7 protein-coding genes and 1 pseudogene are annotated in these 6,948 nt (G+C 34.4%); 2 read left to right on the forward strand and 6 right to left on the reverse strand.

The window, feature by feature from the left end:
- The 5 genes and pseudogenes from HMPREF3264_RS12580 to HMPREF3264_RS02815 form a co-directional block, all read right to left on the reverse strand.
- Positions 1-173: pseudogene (locus HMPREF3264_RS12580) on the reverse strand (MurR/RpiR family transcriptional regulator); the annotation flags it as partial.
- A 1-nt stretch (position 174) separates the two neighbouring features.
- Positions 175-1,617, reverse strand: a complete 1,443-nt coding sequence (locus HMPREF3264_RS02800; protein WP_070871862.1) for a PTS transporter subunit EIIC — start codon at positions 1,615-1,617, stop codon at positions 175-177.
- Between the two features lie 13 nt (positions 1,618-1,630).
- On the reverse strand, positions 1,631-2,518 hold the full coding sequence (gene murQ, locus HMPREF3264_RS02805; protein WP_070830302.1) for an N-acetylmuramic acid 6-phosphate etherase: 888 nt from the start codon (positions 2,516-2,518) through the stop codon (positions 1,631-1,633).
- Positions 2,519-2,520: 2 nt separating this feature from the next.
- The gene (locus HMPREF3264_RS02810; protein WP_070871863.1) at positions 2,521-3,564 is read right to left on the reverse strand and encodes a MupG family TIM beta-alpha barrel fold protein; all 1,044 of its coding nucleotides are present in this window, start codon (positions 3,562-3,564) and stop codon (positions 2,521-2,523) included.
- Between the two features lie 163 nt (positions 3,565-3,727).
- On the reverse strand, positions 3,728-4,096 hold the full coding sequence (locus HMPREF3264_RS02815; protein WP_070871864.1) for a hypothetical protein: 369 nt from the start codon (positions 4,094-4,096) through the stop codon (positions 3,728-3,730).
- A 59-nt stretch (positions 4,097-4,155) separates the two neighbouring features.
- Here HMPREF3264_RS02815 and HMPREF3264_RS02820 point away from each other — a divergent pair, with 59 nt between their 5' ends.
- Positions 4,156-4,902, forward strand: a complete 747-nt coding sequence (locus HMPREF3264_RS02820) for a CPBP family intramembrane glutamic endopeptidase (protein WP_070871865.1) — start codon at positions 4,156-4,158, stop codon at positions 4,900-4,902.
- A 26-nt stretch (positions 4,903-4,928) separates the two neighbouring features.
- Here HMPREF3264_RS02820 and HMPREF3264_RS02825 read toward each other — a convergent pair whose 3' ends face one another.
- Positions 4,929-5,627, reverse strand: coding sequence for a helix-turn-helix transcriptional regulator (locus tag HMPREF3264_RS02825; protein WP_002443877.1), 699 nt, complete (start codon positions 5,625-5,627; stop codon positions 4,929-4,931).
- A 465-nt stretch (positions 5,628-6,092) separates the two neighbouring features.
- Here HMPREF3264_RS02825 and HMPREF3264_RS02830 point away from each other — a divergent pair, with 465 nt between their 5' ends.
- Positions 6,093-6,884: an inositol monophosphatase family protein gene (locus HMPREF3264_RS02830; protein WP_070871939.1), complete on the forward strand. Its 792-nt coding sequence runs from the start codon at positions 6,093-6,095 to the stop codon at positions 6,882-6,884.
- Positions 6,885-6,948: the final 64 nt, after the last annotated feature.

Below are 6,948 nucleotides of genomic sequence, written 5' to 3' on the forward strand. Positions count from 1 at the left end.
TTTTTTACTAAATCTAATAATCGATGAAGGACTGGTATTCAAAGTTTCAGCTATATCTTGTGAATTCATATTCACCACTTTGTGAGGTGAATTCAATATGAATTGAGCAATCTTTTTTTCATTTTAGTGAGGTAGGGGTACTGGTTGTCAATTTCATTCAAAATGTTTGGCAATTTAATCACCCATTTGATCAGAATTTCTCATTTCCTTAGTCGTACCAAAGAAATAAGTGAAAATGAATCCTCCAGCATATGCAGCCAGTAAGCCGGCAATATAACCGAGGTACATATTATTTGCAATTAATGGTAATAGTGAGATACCACTAGGCCCCACAGCAGTAGCACCGATATGACCAATACCTCCAACTACAGCGCCACCAATACCGCCGCCAATACATGCAGTAAAGAATGGTCGACCTAACGGCAATGTTACTCCGTAGATTAAAGGTTCGCCAATGCCCAAGAATCCAACTGGAAGGGCACCTTTTAAAGTGTTGCGTAATTTTTGGTTTTTACGACATCTTACCCATAGCGCTAATGCAGCCCCCACTTGACCAGCACCTGACATTGCAGCAATAGGTAATAAATACGTAGATCCCGTTTTATTAATTAATTCAATATGAATTGGCGTGAAAATATGGTGCAAACCTAACATAACGAGAGGTAAGAAAAATGCACCAATAATAAAACCACTAAATATGCCACCTACACCAATCACCCAATTAATGACGTGGACAAGTCCATCTGAGATAAATCCAGCGAGTGGCATGATGATAAATATAGTTAATAATCCAATTATTAATAGAGAAATCGTTGGCGTCACAATAATATCAATTGAGTTAGGGACCACTTTATGTAATCTCTTTTCAACTAAACTGAGTAGCCAAACAGCAAAGATAACACCGATGATACCGCCTTGACCAGCAACTAAATGTTCTCCGGTAAAGATATTTTTAATTGGATTCTCATCTGTAATTCCTGTAAGTAATGTCGCACCACCGATAACACCGCCTAGTCCAGGTGTGGCGCCGAATACTTTTGCTGCGTTGATACCTGTGAAGATGGCTAAGTATGCAAGCATCCCGTCTTTGATGACATTTAATACTGCTACAACTTGTTTGATCCAATCTCCAGAAATCGCACCAGCGGTTAATAAATTGTTTAATATCGCTGCAATCCCACCAATTAATCCGGCACCAATAAAGGCTGGGATTAAAGGTATGAAAATGTTAGCGATAGACTTTAAAACTTTGTTCCATTTGCTTTGTTTACGATGACTTTGAAAATTCTGTTTATTTTCACGAGCGCGTTCTTCAGCTTGTGTTTTATAACTTTTATTTTCATAGTTAGCAGTATCTTTACCTAATGGTGCGCCGCTCTCGTCAGCCATATAGTTCGCGACTTTGTTCACAATACCAGGGCCAACGACGACTTGAAGACGTTCATCCTCAACGACACCTAAAACACCATCGATACCTTTTAATTCATCGTAATTGACTTGATCGTAATCATGAATTTTAATTCGAATACGTGTCATACAGTGGATAATATCATCAATATTATTGATACCGCCCACTGCATGAGTAATATCTTTAGCAAGACGTTCTTCTTTACTCATGGAAATTCCTCCCTTAAGCGTTGATGGCTTGCTTAATCACTCCATTACTTTTTTCCAAACGCAATTTAGCGTCTTTTTTAGTCGTATTACATAAATGCATGACAACTGCAGTTTTAATATGATGTCCCGCTTCATCATACAAGTTTTGTGCATCTTGCTCACTTAAATCACAAATATCTTGAATAATGCGGATAGAACGGTTGACTAATTTCTTGTTAGTTGGTCGCAAATCAACCATTAAGTTATCATATACTTTTCCTACACCAATCATGGTCATAGTAGAAATCATATTCAACACAAGCTTTTGTGCGGTGCCAGATTTCAATCGAGTAGAGCCTGTTAATACTTCTGGGCCTACATTTATCTCTAAGACGTGGTTGGCATATTTACTGATTTCGCTATGAGCATTACATGAAAGGGCAACTGTATCAGCTTGAATGTCATTTGCAAAGTTGAGCGCGCCTTTAACGTAAGGTGTACGACCGCTCGCAGAAATACCAATGACAATGTCTTTATCATTTAAATGAATATCCTTTAAATCTTGTGCACCTTGTTCAATATTATCTTCAGCACCTTCCACTGCAACCATCATTGCTTCTTGGCCACCTGCGATAATACCCACGACTTCCTCAGGACGTGTATTAAAAGTCGGCACACATTCAGCTGCATCTAAAACGCCGAGTCTACCACTTGTACCTGCACCGATATAAATAATGCGACCGCCATGATTAAAGCGTTGAATGGCACTTTCTATCACTTGTGTTAATTGAGGAAGAACCGATTCAATGGCTTTAGGTACATTTTGATCTTCCAGATTCATTGTTCTTAAAGCATCTTGAATATCCATTTCATCTAAATGCATCGTCTGAGTATTTCGTGTTTCGGTGGTTAAACGCTTCATTGTCATTCTCCTTCGTATATAAATTTGAAAGTATCCCCAGGCTGTATCAGTGTTAACAATGGGAGGTCATCATCGCTTATACGAGCGATACGGTTAATATGTGGATGCCCTTGAAGCATTGTTTTCACTACTTGAATTTCCCCTTCATATCTTCCGTTAAGTTGATTATCTACTGTAACGTCTCCAACATTTCGTTGTTTTGTACCGATTGGCTTAATATCTTCATCATTGTTTGCTCGAGAATATTGAGAACGAATAAGATGCTCGGGTGCATCAATACGTGATGTATGTGTTCGTAGAATTCTTTTTGAAAATGAAGCATCCAAATCTTTGAGATGTATTGTAAAGTGACGCTTGAATACCATATCAGACAATTGTTGTGCTAGAGCGATACTTATAGCACTATCACCAATTACAATGTGAGCTACACCACTGTTCTGTAACTCATAAGCTGAAACTAATGGATGTGCTGAGCGATGCGATTCTATAGTAGGTAATCCTTTAAAAAGAGGACCTCTTAATTCTGTACCTGGAATAAAGGCATATATTTTAGCATGTTTATCATAGACATGAATAAGTTGATTTTTATTGTCAATAAAAGAGCGTGAAAGACCTGTGTCAGGTCGTGGATAGTAATTATGACAGTAAATTAATTGTCTCTGATGATCGTGTTCATATATACGTTCCAACATCTCTTGAGTGATCGTGCTTGCATTTAAGCAACATTGGAACCCATGACTTTGTACCTCATCAATAAGGTCAACATTCAATTGATCATCAATGCGTATCGTAAAAGCCCCATGAGGCAATTGATTTAAATAACTGTATAATGATTGATTAAGCAAAGAAGGATTAACATCAATAATATAAGTGATGTCATATGAAGATAAAAGCTGACATAATTCTCCCAGATATGCCAACTGATGGTGCTTACTTTCTTCAGGAATTTGTAAAGACGTGAAAATCGTGCGATATCCCAATGATGCCATATCTAGAATGTATTCTCTATCTAATGCTTTACCTAAATATACTGAAAAGCCAAGCACATCTAACACTCCTTTGTACTACTTAATCAGTACCGATTATAACGCTATTAAGAAAGGTTTACAATTTGAGGTATAATTTAAATAATATAACAATAAAATTTAAAGTATTTTGTTTCTTAAGTAGTATAAAATAAAAATAAGTACAATTTTGTGGAGTAAATGATTAATGTTTATTTGAAATGTTGTGGGGAGTTACTTGATATTGATGATCTATTTTTAAAAGTTGTTCATGCAATAGTATTTGTTTCGTATTGATATAAAAAAGTATATCACCTTGAGTAACTGTCAAAAGGGGATGGTTATGTAATTGCTGTATGACCTCATAGTAGGAAGCAAATTCAGGAGTGGTGCCTAAGATAGTTTTATGATCTTCAGCCCATTGATGTTCCGTTTCGACATTTTGATTAAATGCGTTCAAAGTTTCTTCAAATTTGTTATGATGAATGAGTGCATAATATTTAGCAGTTTCACTCAAAGTGAGCAGATTTACAATTTGCAGTTTGATATGTTGTGTGGTTTCTAAATAATTCATAGTACCTCCAATAATATTTAATTTTGAACATAAATTTGTAAAAAGAAAGGGATACGTGAATGAAAGCGAATGAAAGAAAGAAAAAATATAAATGGAGTGATATTGCGTGGAGAGATTTAAATCTAATACCTATAGCAATTGTTGGATTATTCATATTTAGCTATGCAGGTTTAGCATTAGGTTGGCTCTATTTCGGACATATATCTGAGTTACAATTAGCTATGATAGGAACACTAGGTCAACTGATGGCTTATGTGGTTGTTATTTTTGTATTTTATTTTTTACATATACATACTTTTGGTGAAAGATTTAAGAAGGGGATAATATATCTAAAAAAACGTTGGTTTATCATAATTATCGTATTTTTAATAGCACTTGGATTATCAAATTTATATGATTATTTAATGCAATTCTTACCTAAACATTTGCAGTATTCAGATACACAGAATGAAATGGCATTAGATCAATTGTTTGAGACACATGCATTTATTCCATTTGCATTTTTAATGATTGTTATTGCAGGTCCGGTAGTTGAAGAATTAGTATTCAGACATATTATTATAGGAGAATTAGGGAAGAAATTTAATTTTATCGTTATGGGGATTGTCTCAGCGATAACATTTACTTTGATTCATGTCACTGATGCTAAATCGCCATTTGAATTTGGAGCATATTTTATTCTAGCATTGTCTCTTGTGTTTGTTTATTTGATTTCAGGGAGAAATTTAGCGGCTTCAATAGGTTTACATATGTTAAATAATCTCGTTTCATTTATATATACGGTCTGGACTATTTTTTATAAATAGTTTGTTTAAAGCCCAGCTGACACTTTTTAATTTGTAGTGTCGGCTGGGTTTAAAAATTGTTGGTAATTGTCGATTGAAATATCTTGCGTTTTAATGGTCTTTTCAAAGGAATAAGAAATGTCTTGAATGTCCATAATCGGTAGCTCGCGTGTATGCCCTCGGCCTATATCGAATATGACAGCATTCCATTGTCCATATTTGCATAATAAGCCTATAAAGATGACATTTTCTGCTTGCATTCTCTCATTTTCCAAATAATCTACGAGCATGACATTACGCTCAGTACAATAAATCAAAATATCTGAAAATAACTGAGGTAGTGTGACATTAGTGCTTTCTTCAAATTTGATATAGTAATCCATTTTCTTTAATAGTTTTCTTAATCTTGTTTGAGGCAAATTTAAACATTGTTTAATAATAGATTGAATTTCTGACTGGTAAGGAAGTGTCGAATAAGATTGACTTTCATTAAGTGTAAGAAACAACGCTGACAATTGATTTTCAGTTAATGATAAAGAAATTTTTGATTGGGCATCTTTAATTTGATAACCACCAAGCTTGCCGTGTTGTGCATATACCTTTACACCTTGTTCTTCTAAATCATCAATATCTCTTAATATCGTTCTTTTAGAAACATTAAATTCTTTGGCGAGTTGCGAAGCGGTCATTTTATCAGAATTTTGTATAGCCTGAATGATTCGGTTTTGTCGTTCTAATTTATTCAATGAAAGTCACCTCCATAAACATTACATATTACATTTATTATAACATATAAGCGACAATGATGACATTTTCTGCTTTTTCCAACCGTTATAGTGTAAAATTACTAAATTTTCTTTTGGAAAACGCTTACAATTTAAAAATCATTGTGTTAGTATATTAATTGTAACAGGGGGAGCGATTAGACAAAGGGGTAGAGCTATGTAACAGATAGCTGTGTAATCGTTCAAGTTACATCAAAACATCTTCAATATTTATTACTTACTTTCCTTTCTATTTGTCGGCTAGCTCGTGACTAGCCGATTTTTCTTTTTCAAAAATAAAATTCAAAATACCATTCCAAATAATAGTAAATTTCGTATAAAATAATATTTAAGCAAAACGAAGAGCAATTCATCAATATCACCTTGCTTAAAAAGTGATATAGGGTTATGGGAGATTCATATACATATTTAATTGGTGGTGGAAAAATGGTTTCAGAAGATTTAAGAAAACTAGATCAATTGATTTGTAATTGGTTAAATATTGTAGATGATATTTTACCTCAGTTAATTGAAGAAATGCATACAGATACTAAAAAGGATAGAATCGATCTAATAAAAAATGAAGACAAGCAAATTCAAGATCACTTTCAAGCGTTTCTCAAAACTGAACTACCAACGCATCAATTGTTAGCTGAAGAAAAGAATAATGATGATATTCAACCTTATGAGGGGCATTTATGGATTATGGATCCAATTGATGGAACAGCTAATTTGGTAAAACAACAAGAAGATTATTGTATTATTTTAGGATATTTTGTAGATGGAGAACCACAACTTTCATATATATATGATTATCCTCATGGCAAACTTTATAAAGCGATTGCTGGGGAAGGTGCATATGTAAATCAAAGTCCGTTACTACCTCCTCCAACCTTATCAATTGCAGATGCGATACTGTCATTTAACCCTCATGTATTGAATGATGAAACGATTAAAGATCTATTCCAATCGTCATTTAGTTATAGAATTATTGGCTCATGTGGCTTAGATTCAATAAGAGTGATTAAGGGGCAATTTGGGGCACACATCAACACGAATCCTAAGCCTTGGGACATTGCAGCTCAATTTTTATTTGCGAAAGAACTTGGCTTGAAAATGACAGGCTTAGATGGTGGAGAAGTTGATTTCGGACAAGGTGGGCCATTTATTATTAGTAATCCTGGTTGCCATAAAGAAGTACTAGATATTATTAATAAATTCGGGGGATATCAAAAATAAACCTCATTGCACATATAAAATAAATGATATAAGGGTGGGAGTGGGACAGAAATATAATTTAGCA

Source organism: Staphylococcus sp. HMSC62A08 (genome assembly GCF_001839105.1).
In the GTDB taxonomy this organism is placed as follows: domain Bacteria; phylum Bacillota; class Bacilli; order Staphylococcales; family Staphylococcaceae; genus Staphylococcus; species Staphylococcus caprae.